25 protein-coding genes are annotated in these 21,416 nt (G+C 70.4%); 14 read left to right on the top strand and 11 right to left on the bottom strand.

Going from position 1 to position 21,416, the window contains the following annotated elements; translation table 11 throughout:
* Positions 1-312: 312 nt before the first annotated feature.
* Entirely contained in the window at positions 313-1,365 is a 1,053-nt protein-coding gene (locus ACFYZE_RS19885) for an acyl-CoA desaturase (protein WP_200418072.1), read from the bottom strand.
* A 248-nt stretch (positions 1,366-1,613) separates the two neighbouring features.
* Here ACFYZE_RS19885 and ACFYZE_RS19890 point away from each other — a divergent pair, with 248 nt between their 5' ends.
* The 4 genes from ACFYZE_RS19890 to ACFYZE_RS19905 all read left to right on the top strand — a co-directional run bounded on the left by ACFYZE_RS19890 (position 1,614) and on the right by ACFYZE_RS19905 (position 4,618).
* Positions 1,614-2,591: a magnesium transporter CorA family protein gene (locus tag ACFYZE_RS19890; protein WP_200418071.1), complete on the top strand. Its 978-nt coding sequence runs from the start codon at positions 1,614-1,616 to the stop codon at positions 2,589-2,591.
* 139 nt (positions 2,592-2,730) lie between these two features.
* Positions 2,731-3,318, top strand: coding sequence for a DUF5994 family protein (locus ACFYZE_RS19895; protein WP_388995448.1), 588 nt, complete (start codon positions 2,731-2,733; stop codon positions 3,316-3,318).
* Positions 3,319-3,324: 6 nt separating this feature from the next.
* Complete coding sequence (locus tag ACFYZE_RS19900; RefSeq protein WP_373304000.1) at positions 3,325-3,849, top strand: hypothetical protein; 525 nt, start codon at positions 3,325-3,327, stop codon at positions 3,847-3,849.
* A 283-nt stretch (positions 3,850-4,132) separates the two neighbouring features.
* Positions 4,133-4,618, top strand: a complete 486-nt coding sequence (locus ACFYZE_RS19905) for a DUF5994 family protein (RefSeq protein WP_069777876.1) — start codon at positions 4,133-4,135, stop codon at positions 4,616-4,618.
* Between the two features lie 39 nt (positions 4,619-4,657).
* Here the strand turns inward: ACFYZE_RS19905 and ACFYZE_RS19910 are convergent, their stop codons facing one another.
* The 3 genes from ACFYZE_RS19910 to ACFYZE_RS19920 all read right to left on the bottom strand — a co-directional run bounded on the left by ACFYZE_RS19910 (position 4,658) and on the right by ACFYZE_RS19920 (position 7,726).
* Positions 4,658-5,926: a bifunctional GNAT family N-acetyltransferase/ATP-binding protein gene (locus ACFYZE_RS19910; RefSeq protein WP_352357897.1), complete on the bottom strand. Its 1,269-nt coding sequence runs from the start codon at positions 5,924-5,926 to the stop codon at positions 4,658-4,660.
* Positions 5,927-6,045: 119 nt separating this feature from the next.
* On the bottom strand, positions 6,046-6,909 hold the full coding sequence (locus ACFYZE_RS19915) for a slipin family protein (protein WP_350834317.1): 864 nt from the start codon (positions 6,907-6,909) through the stop codon (positions 6,046-6,048).
* A 124-nt stretch (positions 6,910-7,033) separates the two neighbouring features.
* A complete protein-coding gene (locus ACFYZE_RS19920) occupies positions 7,034-7,726 on the bottom strand; it encodes a DUF5994 family protein (RefSeq protein ID WP_388995452.1) in 693 nt (230 codons plus the stop codon).
* 344 nt (positions 7,727-8,070) lie between these two features.
* On the opposite strand from ACFYZE_RS19920, the gene ACFYZE_RS19925 reads away from it, so the two are divergent.
* Both ACFYZE_RS19925 and ACFYZE_RS19930 read left to right on the top strand, forming a co-directional pair.
* Positions 8,071-8,700 carry a DUF5994 family protein gene (locus tag ACFYZE_RS19925; protein WP_352357893.1) on the top strand — a complete coding sequence of 210 codons (630 nt, stop codon included), beginning with the start codon at positions 8,071-8,073 and terminating at the stop codon, positions 8,698-8,700.
* A complete protein-coding gene (locus tag ACFYZE_RS19930) occupies positions 8,685-8,888 on the top strand; it encodes a hypothetical protein (RefSeq protein WP_388995455.1) in 204 nt (67 codons plus the stop codon). The genes ACFYZE_RS19925 and ACFYZE_RS19930 overlap by 16 nt, the downstream gene beginning before the upstream one ends.
* A 72-nt stretch (positions 8,889-8,960) precedes the next feature.
* Here the strand turns inward: ACFYZE_RS19930 and ACFYZE_RS19935 are convergent, their stop codons facing one another.
* From ACFYZE_RS19935 to ACFYZE_RS19965, 7 genes are all read right to left on the bottom strand, one after another.
* Positions 8,961-10,202, bottom strand: coding sequence for a PP2C family protein-serine/threonine phosphatase (locus ACFYZE_RS19935; RefSeq protein WP_388995458.1), 1,242 nt, complete (start codon positions 10,200-10,202; stop codon positions 8,961-8,963).
* Between the two features lie 345 nt (positions 10,203-10,547).
* Entirely contained in the window at positions 10,548-10,703 is a 156-nt protein-coding gene (locus tag ACFYZE_RS19940) for a DUF6131 family protein (protein WP_388767770.1), read from the bottom strand.
* Between the two features lie 88 nt (positions 10,704-10,791).
* Positions 10,792-11,400 (bottom strand): alkaline shock response membrane anchor protein AmaP, encoded by a 609-nt coding sequence (locus ACFYZE_RS19945; protein WP_388995461.1) that lies wholly within the window; start codon positions 11,398-11,400, stop codon positions 10,792-10,794.
* Between the two features lie 28 nt (positions 11,401-11,428).
* Entirely contained in the window at positions 11,429-12,055 is a 627-nt protein-coding gene (locus tag ACFYZE_RS19950) for a DUF6286 domain-containing protein (protein ID WP_388995464.1), read from the bottom strand.
* A 112-nt stretch (positions 12,056-12,167) separates the two neighbouring features.
* Complete coding sequence (locus ACFYZE_RS19955; protein WP_388995467.1) at positions 12,168-12,575, bottom strand: Asp23/Gls24 family envelope stress response protein; 408 nt, start codon at positions 12,573-12,575, stop codon at positions 12,168-12,170.
* Positions 12,572-12,739 (bottom strand): hypothetical protein, encoded by a 168-nt coding sequence (locus ACFYZE_RS19960; protein ID WP_030645371.1) that lies wholly within the window; start codon positions 12,737-12,739, stop codon positions 12,572-12,574. The genes ACFYZE_RS19955 and ACFYZE_RS19960 overlap by 4 nt, the downstream gene beginning before the upstream one ends.
* A gap of 84 nt (positions 12,740-12,823) precedes the next feature.
* Entirely contained in the window at positions 12,824-13,321 is a 498-nt protein-coding gene (locus tag ACFYZE_RS19965; protein WP_135790982.1) for an Asp23/Gls24 family envelope stress response protein, read from the bottom strand.
* Between the two features lie 153 nt (positions 13,322-13,474).
* Between ACFYZE_RS19965 and ACFYZE_RS19970 the strand changes: the two genes are divergently transcribed.
* From ACFYZE_RS19970 to ACFYZE_RS20005, 8 genes are all read left to right on the top strand, one after another.
* Positions 13,475-14,050, top strand: coding sequence for an RNA polymerase sigma factor (locus ACFYZE_RS19970; RefSeq protein ID WP_199272894.1), 576 nt, complete (start codon positions 13,475-13,477; stop codon positions 14,048-14,050).
* Positions 14,041-14,712: a hypothetical protein gene (locus tag ACFYZE_RS19975; protein ID WP_158926423.1), complete on the top strand. Its 672-nt coding sequence runs from the start codon at positions 14,041-14,043 to the stop codon at positions 14,710-14,712. The genes ACFYZE_RS19970 and ACFYZE_RS19975 overlap by 10 nt, the downstream gene beginning before the upstream one ends.
* Positions 14,709-15,077 carry a hypothetical protein gene (locus ACFYZE_RS19980; protein WP_233273550.1) on the top strand — a complete coding sequence of 123 codons (369 nt, stop codon included), beginning with the start codon at positions 14,709-14,711 and terminating at the stop codon, positions 15,075-15,077. Before ACFYZE_RS19975 ends, ACFYZE_RS19980 begins: the two co-directional genes overlap by 4 nt.
* Before the next feature lie 402 nt (positions 15,078-15,479).
* Positions 15,480-16,685, top strand: coding sequence for a PP2C family protein-serine/threonine phosphatase (locus tag ACFYZE_RS19985; protein WP_069777868.1), 1,206 nt, complete (start codon positions 15,480-15,482; stop codon positions 16,683-16,685).
* A gap of 724 nt (positions 16,686-17,409) precedes the next feature.
* The gene (locus ACFYZE_RS19990; RefSeq protein ID WP_388995473.1) at positions 17,410-18,507 is read left to right on the top strand and encodes an IS110 family transposase; all 1,098 of its coding nucleotides are present in this window, start codon (positions 17,410-17,412) and stop codon (positions 18,505-18,507) included.
* A 32-nt stretch (positions 18,508-18,539) separates the two neighbouring features.
* Positions 18,540-19,838 (top strand): 4-carboxymuconolactone decarboxylase, encoded by a 1,299-nt coding sequence (gene pcaC / locus ACFYZE_RS19995; protein WP_388995476.1) that lies wholly within the window; start codon positions 18,540-18,542, stop codon positions 19,836-19,838.
* 71 nt (positions 19,839-19,909) lie between these two features.
* Positions 19,910-20,545: an MBL fold metallo-hydrolase gene (locus ACFYZE_RS20000; protein WP_388995479.1), complete on the top strand. Its 636-nt coding sequence runs from the start codon at positions 19,910-19,912 to the stop codon at positions 20,543-20,545.
* Positions 20,546-20,612: 67 nt separating this feature from the next.
* Complete coding sequence (locus ACFYZE_RS20005) at positions 20,613-21,392, top strand: exodeoxyribonuclease III (protein ID WP_388995482.1); 780 nt, start codon at positions 20,613-20,615, stop codon at positions 21,390-21,392.
* The last annotated feature ends 24 nt before the right edge of the window (positions 21,393-21,416 follow it).

Consider the following 21,416-nt stretch of genomic DNA (forward strand, 5'->3'; position numbering starts at 1 on the left):
TGCTTGCGCGCATGACCGCGTTCGGCTCCGCACACAGTGCGCGCTCCTGCGATGCTCGCGGGACGCTGGATTTGCGATTGCGCCCATCTGGGAGGGGAGCCGTAAGACGACGCAGCCGCGCCGGGAAGCCGACGGGGCTGTTCCAGCCGCTGGGTCTCACCGGATCACTTCAGCCGGGCACCGGGACAAGGCGCTGGAGTACGGCAAGGGCATCTGGATGCGTTACAGCTGCCGACTCACGCAAGCGGTTCGACGGGACTGCCTCCTGGTTCAGACAGGGCGGCGAGATCATCTACCGTCGGCGCCGGTGCGTCATGCTCGGGCGCTGCTGATACGGGCTCGCCGCAGTGGCGCTCCTGCTCGGTGGAGGCTGGCGAGTGCTTGCCGGTAGGAGGCGATCAGTCCGGTTTCCAGATAGTCGACTCCCAAGTCCTGGCAGTAGCGGCGGACGATGGGCCGGGCCCTGCGCAGGTGCGGGCTGGGCATGCTGGGGAACAGGTGGTGTTCGATCTGGTGGTTCAGGCCGCCCAGGGCGAGGTCGGTGAACCAACTGCCGCGTACGTTGCGTGCGGTGAGGACCTGGCGGCGCAGGAAGTCGGGGCGGTCCTTGCCGGTCAGGATCGGCATGCCCTTGTGGTTGGGGGCGAACAGACAACCGAGGTACAGGCCGAACAGGCACTGGTGGACGGCCAGGAACGCGATCGCCATGCCGGGTGGGAGGACGATGAACACTGCGGTCAGGTAGGCGGCGGTGTGCCCGTAGAGCAGCGTGCCGTCCAGGGCGCGGTTCTTCAGGGCGCGGTTGCCCAGTGCTCGCGCGCTGGAGACATGAAGGTTGACCCCTTCGAGCAGGAGCAGGGGAAAGAAGAGGAACGCCTGCCGACGGCCGATGATCCTCGGCAGTCCGGTCGCGGCGCGGGCCTGGTCCTGGGACCACACCAGCAGGTCCGGGGCGATGTCGGGGTCGAGGTCCTCGTGGTTGGGGTTGGCGTGGTGGCGGGTGTGTTTGTCCTGCCACCATCCGTAGCCCATCCCGATCGCGGCCCCGGCGATGCGGCCGGCCGTTTCGCTGGGCCGGCGCCGGCGGAAGACCTGGCGGTGCGCGACGTCGTGGGCGAGCAGAGCCACCTGCCCGAACATCACGGCGAGGAACGCGGCGAGCGCCAGGGTCCACCACCCGGCGCCGATGACGACGAACGCGCTCCAGCCCCCGGCGTAGGCGACGGCCACGACGATGGACCGGACGGTGTAGTGGCCGGGGCGCCGGTTCATCAGGCCGGCCTCGGCGATCTTCTTCGACAGGCGGGCGAAATCACTGCCACCTGCGGGGGGAGGCGGGCGACGGCGCGGGGTATGCGTGGTCATGGTCTCGGAGTGTCCTTCCCGGCTGACGGGCCGCATCCGGTCGTGCGGTGTACGCCGGATGCGATGCGGCGGCCGGGTACCCACATCCCTGCCTTCGGACCGGCACCCGATGCTCGTCGGTCGGAGCTCCGGATGTCGCGGGCTTTGACGTAAGGCCCCCACGGAGGGTGGCTGCTGTCGATGAACCTGCCGCGCTGGCAATCGGGGCGAAGCGGCATGACAGGGGTATAAGACACTAGCCTCGGGCCATGGTGACGCGTACCCGGCTGTATCACGACGGCACTCTGGTCCTGGAGGGCTTTCCCGCCAGTGACGTCTCTGCGCATCTCGCTGATCCGGCGTCGGTCCTGTGGCTGGACCTGCACCGGCCCGGAGCCGCTGAACTCACCATGCTCGGTCAGGAGTTCGGCATCCACGAACTGGCTCTGGAGGATGCCGCTCACCATGGACAGCGGCCGAAACTCGACCGCTATCGCACCCACGAGTTCCTCAGCGCCTACGCCGTGACCGTCAGCCCGGACGGTGCGGAACTGACGTACAGCGAGATCGCCGTATTCCTCACCAGTCAGGCCATGATCACCGTCCGCAAGGACGACGGCCTCGACATCGAGGACGTCGTCGCCCGCTGGGACGAGAGCCCGGACCTGGCCGACCACGGCGTCGGATTCCTGCTGCACGGTCTGCTCGACCATCTCGTGGACGGACACTTCGCCGCGGTCCAGCAGTTGGACGACAGCGTCGAGGAGCTGGAGGGTCTGCTCTTCGCGGCCGGGCGCCGTGAGATCGAAGCCGTGCAGCGCCGGGTTTTCGCACTGCGTAAGTCGCTCGTCCAGCTGCGCCGCGTCGTGCTCCCGATGCGTGAGGTGGTCAACACCCTCATGCGCCCCGGCCTGCACCTGATCAACGACCCTCTCGCCCCGTACTACCAGGACGTCTACGACCACGTGCTGCGTGCCACCGAGTGGACGGAATCGCTGCGGGACCTGGTGGCCTCGGTCATGGAGACGAACCTCTCGGTCCAGGCCAATCGCATGAACCTGATCATGAAGAAGGTGACGAGCTGGGCCGCGATCATCGCCGTACCCACCGCGATCACCGGCTACTACGGCCAGAACCTCCCCTATCCCGGTTTCGGCCGCGAGTCGGGATTCATCACCTCCGCCGCAGTCATCGTGATCCTGTCCGCATTGCTGTATCTGACGTTCAAGCGCAAGGACTGGCTCTGACCGGCATCGGCACCAGCGACCAGGTCCTGAAGGTAGGAAACTGCCTGGTCATCCCGGGCTTTTCGGACCGGTTAGCGGAGTAGTGTTGAAGACACCGGGAGTTCTTCGCGCACCGGCTCCGACGCGGGTGCCGTTCCCGGTGATCGACAGCGCCGGGCCGCACCCACGAGCCCGGGGACAGGTCCGCGCCATGGCTGTGACCATTGACCGTACGACATCGATCAGATGTGCGCCGCCGCAGCCGGCCCGGCTGTCCCTGACGCCCGCGCCGGGCGGGCTGGACGGTATGTGGTGGCCTCGCTCCCGTGCCTTCACCCGTGAGCTGCCGTCGTTGACGGCCGCATTGGGCGATCTCTGGGGTCGTATCACGGGTGTCACCGTGCACCCGGCCTACTGGCCCGTCCTGCCGCACTGGGTGTCCTACGCCGGGCGCACCGTGCAGGTGGGCTGGTCCACCGAGGAGCAGGATCCCCACAGACTCACTCTTTTCTCCGCTGACGGCCGCCGGGACGTGCTGGTGCTTCCGCCGGAAACCGGTGCGGATGCCGCCGCGCAGTTGATGGTCGGCGACGGCGTCGATGCCTCGGCCCGGGAGCAAGCAGCAGACAGGATCGATGCACGAAACAGGGAAGAAGCCTGGGAGGCCGACGGCGGAGCAGGTCGACCGTCGTCCCTGCCCCGGCCCATCGGCTCGGCAGGGCCTTCGCCCGCCGGTCGGCGGAGGTGAGATCCCATGCTCGTCATCGCCGTGGCCGTGCTGCTCGTCCTGATCGCCGTCGGAGTCGTTCTGATCCACCGGCTCAACGGCCAGCACGCCGAACGGATCGCTGCCTTCCACTACAGCGATGTTCTGCCGGGGATCGGGCGTCGGCCCCGGAGACACCGTCGGTCGGTGGATGCGACCGTTCCGACGCGCCCCACCGCGACGGCGACCGCGGATGACATCGGCTTCGGCCCGACCGTGGGCAGTAGAGGAAGGCGCGTCATGGCGATGTTGCGGGACCGGAAGACGTACCGCGAGAGGATCATGCAGGCTCTGTACCAGGCCGCCGAGGGCAATCGCCTCCTGGGTGTCGATGGGGCGAAGCTCCGCACGGACCTGGGTATCCCTGAGCAGGACATGGCCGCTGCCTGTATGTACCTGGCAGGTGAAGGCTGGGTCGTCGTGGACTGGGAGAGGGGCAACACGCCCGGGATGATCACGCTGACGCACCAGGGGATCCGGCAGATGGAGACGGAAGAGGAAGGGCGTGGCTGAACCGCCGCGTCGGCTTCTCGGACCGAAGTGAACCCTCGCAAGGATTGCTTATGGCGGATTAGTCCCTTTGACGTAACCTGGAAAGCGGGTCGGCGCACGCTCACGTGCAATGACCCGGAAGGGCGGCTCCGGCGGGTATACGCCGGAGCCGTTGCCTGTTTCCGCAACCGCGCCTGCGGCGAAGCGCTCGCGGGAGCGTCGTGCGGAGTACCGTGAGGTAGCAGGGTCGTATCGTGGTCGCACGCCGTGCGGTCGCACTGCTCTCTGCGGACGGGCGGACACCATGGCAGGCTCAGACACCCCCGACTTCCCCAGGCTCCTGCCGGACGCCGTGCACCGGTCGGTGAAACCCGGAACGGCCCTGCTGCGACTGGAGACCACCCACGCACGCGAGGGAATCCTGGACGGCGCATGGTGGCCGCGGTCCCGGGACATCGGTGCCGAGCTTCCCTCGCTGATCTCCGCGTTGACCGAGCATCTCGGGCCTGTCACCCGGGTCGGTCTGGACGGCAGCGCCTGGGACGAACTGCCGACCCGGGTGATGGTCGACGACCGGGTCGTGCACATCGACTCCTTCCCGGTCGGTGACGACACCGTCCTCATCACCCGAGGCGAAGGGGACCTTTTCTCTCTGTTGCTGGTCCCTCCGGACACGTCGCCCGACGCGGCACGCGCCGCGATGGCCAGGGCCGTACGGGCCGAAAACGTCACCGAGGCCAGGCAGATCCTCATCGAAACGGGCAGCGACACGCCACCTACGCCGGCCTGACACGTCCGTCGCAGATCGACTCCCCACCCGGCCTGGACGCTAGATGCGGGCGAACTCCTCCGTCTGCTGGGCGAATTCCCGGGCCATGGCAGCGCTGACCGTGGGCTTGGTGTCGCGGATCGTGTCCAGGTAGTCGTCGGTGGTGGGGGTGGTCCGGGTTCCGGTGTCGAAGGTGCGCTCGAACTGGGCCTGGGAGACGGTGCGCGCCGCGTGGGCGATGTCGGCGGGGGTGAACCCCTCGCTGGCGGACGCGAGTACCGCGCTGTCGGCCCGTGCGCCTGCTCGGGCCAGGTAGCTCTCCCACAGCGCGGTCCTGGCGGTGTGGTCGGGAGGGCCGATCGGCAGCACGTAGTCGAAGCGGCCGTGCCGCAGGAACGCGGAGTCGAGCGTGGTCACGTTGTTCGTGGCGCAGACGAGCAGCCGTCCGTCCTGGCTTCGGAACCGGACGATCGCCTTGAGCAGTTCGTTGACGACGCCGACAGCGGTCGCGTCCGCGCCGCCGCGTTCGCCGGCGACCTCCTCGACCTCGTCGATGAAGACGAGGACGTGGTCGAGCCGGGCGATCTCGTCGAAGCGCCGGTTCAGCCCGGTCGCCAGGCCGTACTCGGCGGCCAGACGGGCGGGGAACAGTTCGAGGAAGGGCCATCCCAGGCGGCTGGCGATCGCGTGCGCGAACGTGCTCTTGCCGGTCCCGGGCGGGCCGAACAGCATCACCGCCCGTGGCGGTTCCACTCCGTGCTGGGCGGCCAGTTCGGGATGGGCCAGCGGCAGGACCAGGCGCCGCTCGATGAGCTGCTTCTCCCGTTGCATGCCCGCGACCTTCTGCCACAGCCCCCCTGGGGGCAGCTCCGCTCCGAGCGAGGACAGCGTGCCGGCCGACTGCGGGGTCACCGGTCCGCGTTTCTCGAAGAAGACCAGCCCGGGGCGGGCGCCGAAGTCACAGTTGCGCAGGGCGGTGGCACCGGTCTCGCCCTCGGGCAGGGCGGCCTGCACCGCGCGGACGCCGACGGCGAAGAGCCGTTGCTCAAGGGCGGTGATCAGAGCACTCCCCAGCCCTCGCTGCCGCCAGCCGGGCGCCATGCAGATGCGCAGGATCCATGCCCGTTCGCCCTCCACCCTGCTCACCGCGGCGCCGATCAGCACGTCGTCGGCCGTGGCCACCACGGCCGGGTGGCGGGTCTGGAGGGCCGTCACGGCGTCCGAGAGCGGGAAGAGCGGCGGCTCCTCGGTCGTGCCGCTCTGCATGTCGACACGGATCACCGCTTCGAGATCGTCCTGGGTGTAGTCCCTGACCCGCCAACCCGTCATGATCAGCTCCGCGTGTTCGGCCGTACCCCCATCATCAGCCGGTGCCCGGAGGATGCGCGCGACAGGCGACGGTCACGAATCCTCCCTGGTGCCACGGATCGCTCGGGCCGTAGTCGGCTTCACGCCGCGGTGCCGGGCGCGCTGCCTGCCGGGCTGAGGGACGTGTGGGTGCGGCCGGTGCCGGCCGGTGGCGCTGCCGCGGCGGGTGCGGCGGCAGCAGTTTCCCGGGCGAGGAAGGAGCCGAGCTCGCCGATCGTGCTCATGAGGGGGGCCGGGAAGACGACGGTGGTGTTCTGGTCGACACCGATCTCCACCAGGCTCTGGAGATTGCGCAGTTGAAGCGCCAGGGGGTGGGCCATCATGGTGTCCGAGGCGTCGCCGAGCGCGGCTGCGGCCAGGGACTCGCCCTCCGCGTTGATGATCTTCGCTCGCTTCTCCCGCTCGGCCTCGGCCTGGCGGGCCATGGCGCGCTTCATGGTGTCGGGCAGCTGGATGTCCTTGAGCTCGACCAGCGTGACCTGCACACCCCAGTCGACGGTGGTGACGTCCAGGATCTGGCGGATGTCCAGGTTGATGCGGTCCGTCTCCGACAGTGTCTCGTCGAGCGTGTGCCGGCCGACGACCTTCCGCAGGGTGGTCTGGGCGATCTGGTTGATCGCCGCGTTGACGTTCTCCACGGCGACGACCGACTTCACGGCGTCGACGACCCGGAAGTAGGCGACCGCCGACACGTCCACGCTCACGTTGTCCCGGGTGATGATGCCCTGGGACTGGATCGGCATGGTGACGACCCGCAGCGACACCCGGTGCAGGGCGTCGACGAACGGGATGATGAACCGCAGTCCCGGGGAGCGTGTTCCGGCGAGTCGGCCGAAGCGGAACAGCACTCCCTTCTCGTACTGCTTGACAACCTTCACGGACAGGGCGAGGGCCAGGACGGCCAGAAGACCGATCACGACGATGAGAACGATCAGGGCTTGCATGTACTGCTCCTCGGGACGAGGACCACGTGGGGCGGAGACTCGCCGGTCGAGACCCCTGCATGTGCCTGCGCCGGCTCGTGAGGCAGGTCCGAAACCCGTGAAGGCACCGGTCGTGGCGGCCGTCTCACATGCCGATGACCAGGCAACTGGCGCGATCCGTCCGTGCCGGAACGGCCGCTGAGGCGGGGCCGTCCTCCTCGTGCTTCCCTGCCTCGTCCGGTTCGAGTGGCCGGTCGGCGGCGGAGACGGCGTGCCGGGTCTCGTCCGCGGCGATGAGAGCGCTTGCGGTCAGCGGTGGGCCGTCGTAGTCGGACGCGGCCGCCATCAGGCGGGCCGCCGACTCCGTCTCGGTCTCGGGCGGGATGACCAGCAGGTCCCAGCGGCCGGTGCCGTAGGAGAGCAGCAGCAGCTTGTGCGGGTCGATCTCCGGGGTGAACCATCCGGCCTTGACGACATGACCGCCCACGGGGATCTCGTGCGGGATGACCGGCCAGTACGTCGGGTTGACGGCGATGCGGGTGATGCGGCCCCACAGAGGGTCCAGCACATCGGTCAGCGCGGGCAGCTCGCTCAGCAGGTCCCGGGAGCGGGGCCACCAGGCACCGTCCAGGAGGCCGCGCGACGGGCCGTCGGTCTTCAGCGCGAGACGCGCGGCCGGGGCTGCGACGGGCTCGTGGTGTGGCAGGGCTTGGTGCAAGGTCGCCGACATGATGCGGACCCGTCTCCGGGCCGCCTTGGCGGCGACCCGGGTTTCGTCTCTCGCCGAGAACGACCCGGCGTGGAAGCCGGTGTGCGAAATGCCCTCGGTGCTGTCCACGGTACTCCGCACACGCCGGGGCGGTTGTGGAGACGCCGCCGCATTCGGTGAAGCGGCTGTCGATACCGGCGGCAGTGGGCCGAGGGCGCCGGGGCCCTTCGTATGCCGGCTCCCGGACCGGTCTCACGCCCGACGGCCCGCATGCCCCGGCCCAGCACTCCCCTGGCTCTGTGACGTGTGTTGTTCCGTTCAGCCCGTCACTCCCCGCCAGTCCGCCGGGCCTCGGCGAGGAGTATCCTGGTGATTACCGAGAGCATCTCGTACACCGGCTTCCACGCCGGGTCGTTCTCGGCGATTCATGGCAACCGGGCCGGCCGTGACCGGCCCGGGGTTGGGTCCGCGTCATGACCGCGACCATTCCGTTCACACCCGCAGTCGGAGACCGGGCCCCTTCTTCGTCACCGCTCCGACTCACGCTGGCGCGGGCCGGCGCCCCTCCGGCCCTGATCGACGGTGCCTGGTGGCCCCGTTCGCGCAACCTGACGGAGGAGCTCCCGGCGCTCGTCGAATGTCTCGACCCGCTGTGGGGGCGGATCACCCGGATAGCGGTGAGCCGCACGTTGTGGCCGGTCATCCCGGGTGAAGTGCCCGCGCACGGCCACATGGTGCGCGTCGGCTGGTCCAACGCCGGGCAGGACCCGCACAAGCTGTTGCTGCTGTCCTACACCTTCGGCCGCTGGGACCTGCTGGTGATCCCACCGGAGACAGCCCCGGCCACCGCGGCCCGGCTCATGGCCGCGGCCACCGACCCGTCACGGAGCCTCACGGCGACCGGCCTGATCCATGAGGCCGAACGTTTCCGGGCCGCGGCAGAGGCAGCGGCCGACTCGGACTCACTCGGGGAGGCGGTCTGGGACTCCGAAGGCGGACACGACGCCCCCCACCCCGCCTCACGCACTCCTGACGGACCGGTCACCGGTCACGGGCCCCCCACCACGGCAGCAGGAGCATGGGAGATATGGGCACCTTCGTGACGGTGAGCGTGCTGCTCGCGATGATCGTCTTCGGTGTGATCGTGATTCAGCTGTTCACCGCGAGCCACGATGATCGCATGGAGACCCTGACCTTCCGGCCGTACCCGGCGGTGGCGGTTCTCGCCATGGCACCGCACGGGGAAGTGAACCCGCTCCAAGGAGCATCGCGGAGCCGCCCCCGCCGGTAGGACTTTCGCAAAGAGCGGCGGGAGAGGAACGTAGTGTGCCGTCGGCCATGTCCATGGTGGTGCGCTGCCGGCTCACTCCAGGAGGGCGAGGTCGTCGGTGGCGCTCCCGCGCCATTCGATCAGCAGGAGCGTCGCATCGTCCGTCGTGATCCCGCCCCGCGCCCGTTGCAGCGTGTGGGAGAGGGAGCGCGCCACCGTCCGGATCTGCTGCGCCGTGGGCTCAAGGCGGTTCACCCACCCGATGAGCTGCTCCTCACCGAATTCCTCACCGCCGACATCGCGCTCCTCTATCAGTCCGTCGGTGAAGCACAGGATCCGGTCGCCGGGGATGAGAGCCACTTCACTGATCCGGGGCTCGTGACCGCCGAAGCCGACGGGCAGCGTCGTCGGGCCCTGCAGCCGTCGTACGACACGGTGTCCACGGATCAACAGAGGAGCGGGATGTCCGGCGTTGACCCACTGAAGCCTGCCCGTTGCCGTGTTGAGCCGCATCATCTGAGCGGTCACGAAGTGGTCGGGGCCGAACTGATCGGCGACGGCCCGGTCCATGAACGTATAGATCTCCGACAGGCCGACGCTGATGCGCCGGGCATGCCGGTAGGCTCCGATGACCACCGTGGCCATCGTGGCGGCGTCCAGTCCGTGGCCCATCGCGTCGACCATGGCCACATGCAGGACATCGCCGTTGAGGGCGTAGTCGAAGCTGTCGCCGGCCACGTCGTAGGCGGGTTCCAGCATCCCGGCCAGCTCGACCCGGGGCGTGGACATCGCCAGCGGTGGCAGCAGCGACCACTGGATCTCCGCCGCCACACTCATCGGTTCTCTGCGGCGCAGCCGGAAGAACAGATCGGTGTAACCGTGCTTGGTCACCAGCATGTCGGCCACGAGCGAGGCGAGCCTGCGCAGCAGCCGTCGCTCGTCGTCGTGGAGGCGGTCCAGGGTGACGGCCAGGACGCCCACCTGGTCGCCACCGTCCAGCAGGGGCATATAGACCCGTACACCGCCGGCCTGCGGCACCTCGACGGGACGCGCCTCCTGGAAGGCACGACCGGCATCGGAGCCGTCGATCGGCTGCGGTTCCCCGGCTGCCAGCCCGTCGCCCGGCAGGGGGACGAGCCACACCTGGCCGTAGTCCTGCAGGAAGAGCGAGGTCTCGCGGCCGTCGAGCATGCCGATCTGCCGTGCGACGAGCGGACCGAGCTCGTGCGGCGGCAACTCGTGCCCCTGGTCCAGCAGGACTCCCAGAAACTCCTCCCCGAAGCGCTCCGACCGGGTGGAGCCTTCCACGGGTCCTTGCCGCTCACCGCCCGTCATCGCCGTGGCCCCGGGGGACGTTCTGGCGGATCCTCACGAAGGTGCTGTGCATACGAACTCCCGACGGAGACTCACCGGCCGACGCGGTGGGAACTCCCGCCCGGACCGTGGGGGCCGATCCACCGACTCCCCAACGAGTCGGCCGTGCGCTCGTGCGGCGAGGACCGGCACAACGGCCACCGGGCGCCCCGCGTCCGAGCCGCGGCGGCTGACCGGCACCGACGGCGGCCTCAGGCGGATCGACCTCTCCGCCGCTGTCGTCCGCCGCCGCGAACGTGGGTGGGTCCGCGACGTCTGCCGGCCTGCCCGCAGCCTGGATCACTGCCCTGCAGGCAACGATCCCGACTACCAGTAGTGGCGTCGGCCGGCGACGGCGTGTCCCATCGCGCCGAGGATCCACAGGATGGCTCCGACGACCAGCAGGATGATCCCGATGGTCCACAGGATGGACAGGCCGGTGAGGAAGCCGACGACGAGCAGAATGACGCCCAGGACGATCATGATCTCTCCTTCGGGGAGTGGTGCCGGCGCGCCCGCGAACTGCTGTGGGCCGCAAGGGCGTCGGCGGGAACGGCGATATCTCTCCTCCTTACTCCACGCGGTGTGGTCCGTGGCGGCTGACCTGTAGCCGGACCTCGGTAGGAGGGTCAGGGAGGCCGGTGGACCGGCGAGCCGTGCTGAGCGGGCCTTCGCAGAGGGCGCCGAGAGTGGCGCCGGGCGTGCCCTCGGGGGTGAGGGTGAGGTCGATGCGGGTGCGGTGGCGGGCCGGTCGGCCGGTGATGTGTACGGCCGCATGGCCTACCCCTGGCAGGGCACCGGCTTCGTTCGCGATCGCTTCGCTGAGTGCGTGGTCGCGCAGTTCGACGCCTTCCTGCGGGGGTGTGCCGCCGACGGGCAGGGAGCCGGGGCGGCGTCGGCTCAGCTGGGCGAGCAGCCACCACAGGGCGAGCAGGGCGACGAGTGCGAGGGCGGCGATGACCGCGGGCCACCACCACCAGCCCTGGCTGCTCCAGCGTGCCCGGTCGGCGGAGCCGAGCAGGACGTCGGCCGAGGTGGTCAGGGGCCAGCCGGCGGGTGGGGCCAGATCGTGCCGCCGGTAGAGGTCGAGCCCGGCGAAGAGGATGAGCAGTCCGCCGCCGAGGAGGACCAGCCCGGCGAGGGCCAGCAGGGTGCGGTTGAGAGCGGATCGCGGCGTCATGGCGGGCTCCGGTGCTGCGGGTCTTGTGTCAGCGGGTGCGTCGCCGCGTCCGTACGGCGATGCGGAGAGGACGGGCGAGGGCGAGCCGGTCGCGCTCCTCGTCGAGGACGGCGGTGAGGTCGTCCTTCACCTGTCGGGGCTCGCGGAAGCGGACGTCCGCGCGGGCTTTGATGCGGTGGCGGCCCACCAGGACGTGCGCCGCGCCGACTCCGGGGACCCGCATGGCGGCGTCGCGCAGCAGGACGGCGGCGCTGTTGCGGTCCACGAAGGCCCGCAATCGCGGGCAGCCGGCGGGTGAGCGCAGGGGCAGCCAGCGTCGCTGACCGGGGGTGAGGGCCAGGACGATCAGCCAGACGCCGACGGCGGCGGCCACGGCGGCCCCCGTCAGCATCCATACGTCGTCCACCGGGCGGGTCGCCAGTTCGTCGGCCAGGTGCCGTCGCCAGGCCGTGGCCGGACGTCCCGCCCGTACGGCGACGACGTCGACGAGCGTCGCGACCGCGGCCACGAGGATCACCGCGGCGACGAGCGCCGCCGTGACGCTGCGCGCCGACCACTTGCGACGGGTTCGGTGCCCTCCTTCGCGCTCACCGGCTGTGAGGTCCGAGGTGGACACGTCGCGTTCGGGAGGATCGGGCTCCTTCGTCAGCGGCACTGCGGCACGGTGCCCGGACGACGCGGAGCCGCGGCCCGGGGGACGTGGACCGGATGTCATCACGATCGCCCTTCCTGCACGGCGTGCCCGGTGACCCGGGCCGCCCGGCCGCTCACCGGACCCGCCCCCGGCTCGAGTCGGTGGCGGTCACCAGCCGCCGGACGGTGAGGAGGACCTCTCCCACTCGCAGCCCGGTCAGCTGGGCGACCCGTTCGGCGACGTCCCGCTGGATCCGCTCGCAGACACGCGGGATGTCGGTGGGGTAGGGCAGGTCCATGGTCAGATGCAGGCGCACCGATCCGGTACGGACGGCGGCGGAGGCGTGGGGTGCCGCAGGTCCGCCCCGATCGGGCGGTACCGCGGCGCGCCGCGCCTGCGCCGCGCGCGCGGCCTGCGCGGCGATACGGGCGACCACCCTGTCCGGGATGACGGTGGCGCCCCGCTCGGCCGGGGGCGGCAGCCCGGCGGCCGGCGCCGGCGGGCCCGACCCCTCACCGGGGGAACCGGGCTGGGTCTTCACCGCTGCCTCCGTGTCCGGAGGTCCAGGTCGCCCTGTACGACGAGGCCGACGATCAGCCCCGCCGCGCCCAGGACCAGCACCAGCAGAAACGCCCAGAAGCCGCCGAAGTAGCCGGCGAAGCCGAGGGCCATGCCGGCCGCGAGTCCCGTCGTTGCTGTGTTCATCTCGCACTCACCCGTCTCGCGAGCGTCCCTCTCGCCGTGATCATCCGCTCGGGCCCGAGGACACGGCGGTGCTCCTGGCAGCGGTCACCTCACGCGGCCCTCGTTCGGTTCGGTCTGTTCCTCCTCGTCGTCAGGCAGATGGACGTCGTCGACGGCGATGTTCACCTCGACGACCTCCAGGCCCGTCATCCGCTCCACGGCGCTGATGACGTTGGTGCGTACGCCGCCCGCGACGTCGACGATGGAGACGCCGTACTCGACGACGACGTCCAGGTCCACCGCGGCCTGCCGTTCCCCGACCTCGACCTTGACGCCGCGGGTGACCGCTCCGCCTCCGCCTCCGCCTGCGCCGGGGACGCGTTCGCGCATGGCGCCGAAGGCGCGGGCCATCCCCGCGCCCAGGCTGTGGATGCCCGGTACCTCGCGGGCGGCCATGCCCGCGATCTTGGCCACCACACCGTCCGCGATGGTGGTCCTGCCCCGTGTCTCGGCCGGAGCCCCGGCCCCGGTGCGGCCCTTGAGCGCGCTCACGTCCGCTTCGGGCCGGCTGCCCCCGCCGACGCTGGTGATGTTGTCCGTCATGGCGGTCGCCTCGATCGGTCGGCCGGACACCGGAATGGTGCCCGTCAAAGGTTGGACATACCGGGCGGCGTGTTCCTCACATGCCCGATGTGTGACATGCATCACAGCTCGGTTCAGGGGTACACGCTTGTTCCGAGCCTGCGTGGGAGCGCCATGATCGAACGCACTGCTTCCCCACGACTGGGATGCGACCTGCCCGACCGCCTGCTGGCCGTACGGGCGGCCGAGGGGGACGAGGACTCCTTCGCCGTTCTCGTCCAGCGGCACAGCCGGTCCCTCCTGGCCCTGGCCCGTTGCATGCTGGGCAACCCCCAGGACGCAGAAGAGGCCGTTCAGGACGCCTTCGTCAGCGCCTGGCGCCACCTGCCGGAATACCGCCACAGGGCGGAGTTCCGCACCTGGATGTACCGGATCACCGTCAACCGCTGCCAGACCATGTGCCGCCGCCGACCGCCGCCCCTCCCCCTGGACGCCGTCGCCGAACCCGCGGCGGGCGACGCGTGGAGCCAGCCCGCCCGGACCGCCGAGCAGGACGCGGCCACGGCCGCCCTGTCCCGCGCACTCGCCGAGCTGGACGCCGGGCAGCGGGTCTGCTGGATCCTGAGGGAGGTGCAGGGCTTGCCCTACAAGGAGATCGCGCACGTGACGCGTACCGGCGAGCAGACGGTACGCGGCAGACTGTTCAGGGCACGCCGATCCCTGCAGGAGGCGATGGGCCCATGGCGCTAGACGACCCGCACACGCGGCCTCCCGGACCGCCCGGAGCCGGCGGGCCCCGCAACGGCTCGGCCGCCGCCGACGTGCCCCCGATCGCAGGCGATGAGGTACTGCCCTGCGGCCGCCTGCTCAGCCGGGTCTGGGAACAGGCGCGGGACGCACCGCCGGCCGCCGACCTGCACCCGGTGTCCTGTCCTCACTGCCGAGAGGCAGTCGAGGGACTGGCAACGGTGAACGCGGCCGCCCGGGCGCTGCGCGACGAGGACCCTCCGGGCCTGCACGCACTCGCGGACCGGGTCATGGACGTCGTCAGGGCAGAGGCCCGGTTCGGGCGACTGCTGCCCCTGGCCGACCCCGACCGCGACCTGCGGATCGCCGAGAGCGCCGCGGCGAAGGTGCTGAGGCAGGCCGCGGACACGGTCCCCGGTGCCAGGGCCGCGACCTGCCGGCTCGTACCCGAGGGCAACGGCACCGACGTGCGGGTGACCATGACCCTGGCCGCCGCCCTCGACCGCCCGCTGCCCGACCGGGTCCACCAGGTACGCCGAACGGTCCTCCACTCGGCCGGACAGGACCTGGGGCTTACGGTGACAGCCGTCGACATCACCGTGGCCGACGTTCTGGAACCGGGGCCGACCCCAGGTCCCCGCCTCCCGACGGGCGGTGGCGCATGATGACCGCCACCGGCACCACCGCGCTCCTCGGCGTCGCGGCCGAGGCAGCCCTCGCGGTTCCTGGCGTGGCCGCCCTGCAACCCCGCCTCGCCCGGCGCCTCGCGGCAGCCGCCGCGCCCACCCGGGCGGACACCACGCCACCCGAGGCCGGCATACGCGCCGACCGGGCGCCGGACGGGTCGGGATGGCACATCGAGGTGCGCTGCGTCCTGACGGAGGGTCGGCGGGCGCTGGACATCGCCCGAATCGTCCACGACCGGGTGACAGCCGCCCTCGTCACCCACCTCGCCACCCACGGTGCCGCGGAGCCGGTCACCGTCGCGGTCACGGTGACCGGTATCGCCGCCTGGCGCGACGCGGCATGAGCGGCGGCGCGGGCACAGGCCCCACGAACCGTCGTTCGGCAAGCGGCAGGTCGCCGACCGTGGGAGCGCGCTGCTCCCCGTCCGGAAGTCCTACATGGGTGGTCGCGGCTCAAGCCTCGGTGCCGCCGACGATCCGGCTCCCGTACGGGGTGACCGGCTGTGAGTTACTCCTCCGGACGTGTCGAAGCCCGCCCACCATGGAGCTCCAGACTCTGGCGTGTCGCATAAGACATCGGCCTGTCGAGCCGCTTTTGTACAGAGCAGCCGTGGCGGCCCCGTCCGCGGGCGAACGCCGGAGCGTGACTGTTCACGGATTGACGCTCACTGCGGTGATTACCAAGCTGGTGGGGGGTTGCGGAAGGGACTGCGGTCGTGAGCGGTGGACAAAGTGGGCTCACTCGATTGCTGACAGCAGCGGAGACAGCGGCGCCGGCGGACGCCGTCGACGTGATCGCGGAGGACCTGCGGCGGCGTTTCGAGGCCACTAAGGTCTCTTTCCTCATCGTGGACCTGACGGGGAAGGCGGTGGCTCGGCTGTCCACCGCTCCCACTCAGGGTGGGCGGCAGGCCGAGCGGGTTCCCCTGTTCGGCAGTGTCTACGAGGAGGTGATCCGTACCCAGCGCCTGTATCAGGACGCGACCGGCGAGGGGCAGCGGGTGATCGTGCCCGTCACCAACCGCGGGGATGCGATCGGGCTGCTGGAACTGCTCCTGCCGACCGGCCCTGGCGAGGACGTGCTCGACGCAGTCGGGGAAGCCGCCCACATCCTGGCCTACATCGTGATCGCCAACGGCCGCTTCACCGATCTCTACACCTGGGGCAAACGCTCCAAGCCGGCCACCCTGGCAGCTGAAATCCAGTACCAGCTGCTGCCCCTGTCGCTGTCGTGCGAGGCCGCACAGTTCACCCTGTGCGGGAACCTGGAGCCCTCCGAGGACCTCAGCGGCGACACCTTCGACTACACCGTGGACCGCGACACCTTGCACGTGTCGGTGACCGATCCCATGGGCCACGACATGGATTCCGCCCTGGCCGCCACGGTCCTGGTGGGCGCCCTGCGCGGTGCCCGCCGGGCGGGCACCGGCCTGGGCGAACAGGCCCACCGGGCAGACCAGGCACTGATCGAACACGGCCACGGTCATGCCACCGGGCAGCTCCTGCGCATCAATCTCCATACCGGGCGGGCCCGGTTCGTCAACGCCGGTCATCCCTGGCCGCTGCGCATGCGCGACGGGGCTGTGGAGACGATTGCCTGCGAGGTGGACCATCCCTTCGGGCTGTCTGAGCTGACTCCCCACCCGTACCGTGTGCAGGACCTCGACCTGCGGCCCGGTGACCGTCTGCTCATGTTCACCGACGGCATGCTCGAACGTCACGGAGAGAAGGTCGATCTGCCCGCCCTGCTGGGGTGCACCCGGAATCTGCACCCGAGGGAGACCGCGCTGGCGCTGACGTCCGCGGTCCGGGACGCCGCCGACGGCCGGCTCGAAGACGATGCCACCGCCGTCTGCCTGGACTGGCACGGCCCCCAGGAGACCCAGCGGCACGTCAGCAGCGGCGCAGACACCCGGCAAGCCTCAGCCGCACGCACGAAGGACCAGTCGTGACCTGGGTGAACGGTGCCAACGCGAATGAGACATCACGAGGTGTCTGGAGAACCGTCCCACTTCTCCTCGGCGGCCCACCCATCGGGCGGCGCCGGGTCGGTGACGGGGGCCGCGAGCATCGGGTCCGGCAGCGCCCACATGCGCCATGCCTTCCACGCGGGCGCCCCTTCGTGCGGTGCTGCTGTTCCCCGTTACTCGAGTAGACCGAGTTCCCAAGCACTCGCCGGTGCCTTTGCCGAGTTGCTAGGCAGCCTCTTTGGCAGCCCGCGCCATGACTTGCGGACAACCGTGCACCAGAATGAGGGCTCGAAGCCGTTCGTGCGATGGCCGATGGAGGGCGACCGTAAGGCGGCCCAGACGGCTGTCTGTCATTGCCGGTCGCGAGTGGGCGGGGAGTCAACTCATTCTCAGCCTGCTCCGGCCAGGTTGGGCATTGGTTCGGGCGAAGCCATCCGGCTGTGGTCGGTAGATGCCGATACGCCGGGATCGATGCGACGGTTGCGCGATGCCGTCCCGGACGGGGGTCTGACTCTTGAGATCTTTGACCGAAGTGTCCAGTCACAGGCTTGTCGACCGTCGTTGCGGGCTGGCTTCTGCTGTCACCGAGCCACAGGGCGTGTCCCAATAGGGGCCTTGCCGAGTTCCAGGCGCCATCACGGTTCAGACCGCCCGAGCGGGCCGGTGCCATCCACTCAGCGTGTCACCCTGCGGGAGGCGAACCACCATGACGACCAGACAGCGCAGCACCTCCTCCAGTACGGATCCTCCCGTGCGGAGAGAAGTCGTGCTCGGCGTGGACACGCACGGTGAGGTTCACGTCGCCGCCGTGGTGTCCCCGCTGGGCAAGATCCTGGGCACCGAGTCCTTTCCGGCGACGGTGGCCGGCTACCGGCGGCTGCTCGTGTGGGCCCGCAGGCGGGGGACGGTGCGCCGGGCCGGTGTGGAGGGCACCGGTACCTTCGGCGCGGGCCTGTCCCGCTACCTGCTGACCCAGCAGATCCAGGTGTTCGAAGTGAACCGGCCCGACCGCACAGCCCGCCGTCTGCTCGGCAAGTCGGACCCGCTCGATGCGCAGGCCGCAGCGCGAGCCGTGCTCAGCGGTCGCACCCGGGCCCAGGCCAAGTCCGGCGACGGACCCGTGCAAGGCGCCCGGATCTACAAACTCGCCAAGGACTCCGCGGTCAAGGCCCGCACACAGGCGATCAACCAGCTCAAGGCCGTCCTAGTGATCGCCGACCCCGCCCTGCGGGAACGGTTGTCGAGCTTGGGCAATGCCGAGCTGTTCCGCACCTGCGCGCGCCTCGGCTCTCCCGAGGGTGGGGGAGACGAGGACGCGGTGGTCCAGGCCACCCACATGACATTACGCATGCTCGCCGAACGCATCGAACAGCTCACCGGGCAGATCAACGAGCTGAACCAACGCCTGACCCGGCTCGTCGAACGCCACGCGCCGCAACTGCTCGTACCGATGGGCATCGGCCCGGACAGCGCCGTCACTCTCCTGATCACCATGGGGGACAATCCCGAGCGGCTGAACACCGAGGCGTCCTTTGCTGCCCTTTGCGGAGTCAGCCCCATCGAGTACTCCTCCGGGCGGCGCATCACGCGACGGCTCAACCACGGCGGCGACCGGCAGGCCAACGCCGCCCTGCACCGCATCGTGTTCACCCGCCTGCGCCACGACCCCCGAACCCAGGCGTACTACGAACGCCGCACCCAGGAAGGCAAGACCCGGCGCGAGATCATCCGATGCCTCAAGCGGTATGTCGCCCGCGAGGTCTTCAACCTGGTCAGACCGGTTTCCCGCGCCCCCGCGTTATAGGGGCGTCCGTGAGACGTGAGAGGGTCTGGGGCGTGAGTGAGACACCCCCGAACACCCTGCAATACCGCTTTGACGGGCCAGAAGACGCTCCGGTCCTGATCTTGGGTCCCTCACTGGGTACCACATGGCACATGTGGGACCGGCAGGTTCCGGAGCTCGCCAAGCAGTGGCGCGTCTTCCGCTTCGACCTGCCCGGTCACGGCGGCGCACCCGCCCACCCGGCGGGTGCCGTCGCCGACCTCACCGCCCGCCTGCTCGCCACCCTCGACGCGCTCGGTGTGCAGCGCTTCGGCTACGCGGGCTGCGCCCTCGGCGGCGCCGTGGGCATCGAACTGGCCCTGCGCCGCCCCGAGCGCCTCGCCTCGCTCGCGCTGATCGCCGCCTCGCCCCGCTTCGGCACGGCGGACGAGTTCCGCCAGCGCGGTGTGATCGTCCGGACGAACGGACTGGACCCGATCGCCCGCACGTCCCCGGAGCGCTGGTTCACCGGAGGGTTCGCCGCCGCGCAGCCCGCGATCACCGAGTGGGCCGTGCAGATGGTCCGCACCACCGACCCCGGCTGCTACATCGCGGCCTGCGAGGCGCTCGCCGCCTTCGACGTACGGGCCGAACTGAGCCGCATCGGTGTGCCCACCCTGGTCCTTGTCGGCTCCGAGGACCAGGTCACCGGACCCGCCGAGGCACGCACCCTGGTCGCCGGGATCCCGGACGCCCGGCTCGCGGTCGTCCCCGGCGCCTCCCACCTGGTGCCCGTGGAACAGCCCGCGGCGGTCACCGACCTGCTCGTCCACCACTTCGCGACCGCGTGGCAGCCCGCCTTCGACGCGACCACCGGACAGATGGCGGCGATCGCGGCGTCCCCGGCGAAGCCGGTGCCGGTCGCGCCGCCACCGGTGGCCCCCGTGGCCGAGATCGCCCCGGCCGCGGCCCCGGCAGAGCCCTCGGTCCGGCCCGATCCGTACGACACCGGGATCAAGATCCGCCGCGAGGTGCTCGGCGACGCGCACGTCGACCGGGTCCTGGCCGCCACGGACGACTTCTCCGGCGACTTCCAGGATTTCCTCACTCGCTACGCGTGGGGCGAGATCTGGACCCGGCCCGGCCTCGACCGGCGCACCCGTAGCTGTGTCACCCTCAGCGCGCTCGTCGCGGCCGGCCATCTGGACGAGCTCGCCGCGCACACCCGGGCGGCCCTGCGCAACGGCCTGACCCCCGCCGAGATCGGGGAGGTGCTGCTCCAGACCGCGGTCTACTGCGGTGTACCGGCCGCGAACCGTGCGTTCAAGGTGGCGCAGCAGGTCATCCGGGAGGAGACCACCCCCCAGGAGTGATCGCAGACCGGGTACCAGGAACACCATGCTCCGTGGGCCCACGCCCCCCGGGGCGAGGGCAGGATGGACCCATGAAGCTCACGAAGAAGTCGCACGCCTGCATCCGGCTGGAGAAGGACGGGCGGACGCTCGTCATCGACCCCGGCACGTTCAGCGAGGAGGACGCCGCGGTCGGCGCGGACGCCATCCTGGTCACGCACGAGCACCTCGACCACTTCAACGAGGACCGGCTGCGGGCCGGCATGGAGGCCAACCCGGGCGCCCAGATCTGGACCCTGAAGTCGGTCGCCGAGCAGATCTCGGCGGCCTTCCCGGGCCGCGTGCACACCGTCGGCCACGGTGACACCTTCACCGCCGCGGGTTTCGACGTCCAGGTGCACGGCGAACTGCACGCCGTGATCCACCCGGACATCCCGCGCATCACGAACGTCGGCTATCTGATCGACGGCGGCAGGCTCTTCCACCCCGGCGACGCCCTCACCGTCCCCGACCGCCCCGTCGAGACGCTGATGCTCCCGGTGATGGCGCCCTGGAACAAGATCGCCGAGGTGATCGAGTACGTCCGTGAGGTCAAGCCGCAGCGCGCGTACGACATCCACGACGCCCTCCTGACCGACCTGGCCCGCCCGATCTACGACCACCAGATCGGCGCCCTGGGCGGAGCCGAGCACCTGAGGCTGACGCCGGGCGGATCGGCGGAGGTCTGAGGGGGGCGGAAGCCTCGGGAGACAGGGCGGGAGCCGGTTGTCGTACCCGCCGGGTAGGTTGTGAGGCATGCGCATCGCGACCTGGAACGTGAACTCGATCACCGCCCGCCTCCCGAGGCTCCTGGCCTGGCTGGAGAGCAGCGGCACGGACGTGCTCTGCCTCCAGGAAGCCAAGATCGCCGAGGGCCAGTTCCCCTACGACCAGCTGCGCGAGCTGGGCTACAAGGCGGCGGTCCACGCGGACGGCCGGTGGAACGGCGTCGCGGTGCTCTCCCGCGTCGGCCTGGAGGACGTGGTCAAGGGCCTGCCCGGCGACCCGGGCTACGACGGCGTGGAGGAGCCCCGCGCCGTCTCCGCGACCTGCGGCCCGGTCCGGGTCTGGTCGGTCTACGTGCCGAACGGCCGCGAGGTGGGCCACCCGCACTACGCGTACAAGCTGCAGTGGTTCGAGGCGCTGAAGGCGGCCGTCGCGGGCGACGCCGCGGGCAGCCGCCCGTTCGCGGTGCTGGGCGACTACAACGTGGCGCCGACGGACGACGACGTCTACGACATCACGGCCTTCGAGGGCTCGACCCATGTCACCCCGGCCGAGCGTGCCGCCCTGGCCTCCCTGCGGGAGGCGGGCCTGGAGGACGTGGTGCCGCGCCCGCTGAAGTACGAGCACCCGTTCACGTACTGGGATTACCGCCAGCTCTGCTTCCCCAAGAACCGCGGTATGCGCATCGACCTGGTGTACGGCAACAAGCCGTTCGCGAAGGCGGTCAAGGACGCCTATGTGGACCGCGAGGAGCGCAAGGGCAAGGGCGCCTCGGACCATGCGCCGGTGGTGGTGGACCTGGAGCCGTAGCCGCAGGGGCGTGACGGCGAACTC

This window comes from Streptomyces sp. NPDC001796 (assembly GCF_042892355.1).
In the GTDB taxonomy this organism is placed as follows: domain Bacteria; phylum Actinomycetota; class Actinomycetes; order Streptomycetales; family Streptomycetaceae; genus Streptomyces.